Below are 1542 nucleotides of genomic sequence, written 5' to 3' on the forward strand. Positions count from 1 at the left end.
CGAGGTCCGAATACTTACCCCATTAAACCCATACCTATACTCTCCTAATGAATAAATCCTATTATCCATCATCCCATCTCAAACGGATAATAATCCCCCACACTCATCACCTCCGCCCTATAATCACCACTCTCCCCTATCCCCTTGTCACTTATCGTCGCCAACACATTCCCCAAATGATTCACCAACTCATACCTCCTAACCCCCACCTTATTCCATGTCGAATCCACATCACCACCCAATACAGTAACAAGCTCCCACATCCCCAACCGGCTACTCCCATACAAATGCTACACCTTCCAATACACATCACTTTCCCCATTCACATTCCCATACACCGCCAGCACATTCTAAGTCTTATCCGTCATTACATCATGCGTATAACCCTTATGCACCCTATTCCCACCCTCATCATACCTATACGCCAAAGATTTACCAGAAGACGGGAATCCGGATACTATACAATATAGCCATACGCAATCAGAAGAGAATCAATATCTATCCTTTTCCCCCATCCACGATCTTCTGACACTGGAAATATTGTCAAGATACCTTCATTGGGTAAATCAATATTTTCCTCTTCTAAATATTTTACTATCTGTATTATGTAGGGTAAAGTATGTTTACTATCGAAGCCGCCATAGAGATTAGAAATACCTAACCACATTAACTCTTCAATAATATTGAGAACAACAAAAGGCTGTTCGGAATAATACTTAATTAATCCATTTGATTTTTTGTCCGTTGATGCTACACAATGAATGAGAGGAAAATCAACCTCTAGTATTCTTGACGGCATAAATTCATCTACACGCCCCTGCCAATCGTCTAATTGATCGGTTTCAACAAAATTTTTCAAAATTTTATCCAATGGCTTATAAATTGGTTCTAATGTATATTTCTGAATTGTGCTTAACAAACAACAATACCCATAAAAATATCTTCCTCTAATTGATACTGAATGAAGCAACTCAATATTCATTTTATTCGCTTGTTGGTTTTTTATCCTTAAATGTTACTTACAATTATCACATCTTTCAAAATCTACGTAAGATTTACTTCTATTATTCCATTTAACGGTATGCAGATCCTTCAAATCCTTCCATTTGGAGCCATCCTTCAATGCCTGATTAACAGCATCGCATTCAGCACAGTTTAAAACAGACCAATTTCCAAAAATTTCCTTGGGTAACCTTCTAAGCAAGTTCTGGATGAACTTCTTCTAACGATATAATGCCTTTGTTACTACAAAGAAAGTCTTCCCTGTTCTTACATCTGTATGGCTGATAGAACATATGACCTGGAATTAGAAGGAAGATTCTTAGCATATTCAACCAAGTGCATTTTAGAAAATCCTGATAGCTCACTAGAACCAATGCCTTCCAAAGGTATCACTGTAAATCTCCCTATAGCAAATGCAGCAAAAAGCTCATAACTTCTTAAATCTGTCGCTAAAGTTCTTGCATATGCAGAAAAACTGAAAATTGAATTTATATTATATTTCAATAGTCTGGTAAGTTTTCCACAGCTTCGCTGTGGAAA

Annotated in this window: 3 protein-coding genes; all 3 read right to left on the reverse strand. The window is 37.2% G+C overall.

The window, feature by feature from the left end:
* Positions 1–68 precede the first annotated feature (68 nt).
* Entirely contained in the window at positions 69–263 is a 195-nt protein-coding gene (locus tag BW716_RS34920; protein ID WP_083730659.1) for a hypothetical protein, read from the reverse strand.
* Between the two features lie 194 nt (positions 264–457).
* A complete protein-coding gene (locus BW716_RS34925; RefSeq protein WP_143709231.1) occupies positions 458–982 on the reverse strand; it encodes a hypothetical protein in 525 nt (174 codons plus the stop codon).
* A gap of 287 nt (positions 983–1269) precedes the next feature.
* A partial coding sequence (locus tag BW716_RS37975) for a hypothetical protein (RefSeq protein ID WP_220388914.1) occupies positions 1270–1542 on the reverse strand: 273 nt, incomplete at its 5' end.

It is taken from the genome of [Flexibacter] sp. ATCC 35208 (genome assembly GCF_001975825.1).
In the GTDB taxonomy this organism is placed as follows: domain Bacteria; phylum Bacteroidota; class Bacteroidia; order Chitinophagales; family Chitinophagaceae; genus Chitinophaga.

What these genes read in the sequence shown, in the direction of transcription:
- BW716_RS34925 (WP_143709231.1), bottom strand. Translation starts at nt 982, where the DNA reads ATGAATATTGAGTTGCTTCATTCAGTATCAATTAGAGGAAGATATTTT.
- BW716_RS34920 (WP_083730659.1), bottom strand. Translation starts at nt 263, where the DNA reads ATGTGGGAGCTTGTTACTGTATTGGGTGGTGATGTGGATTCGACATGG.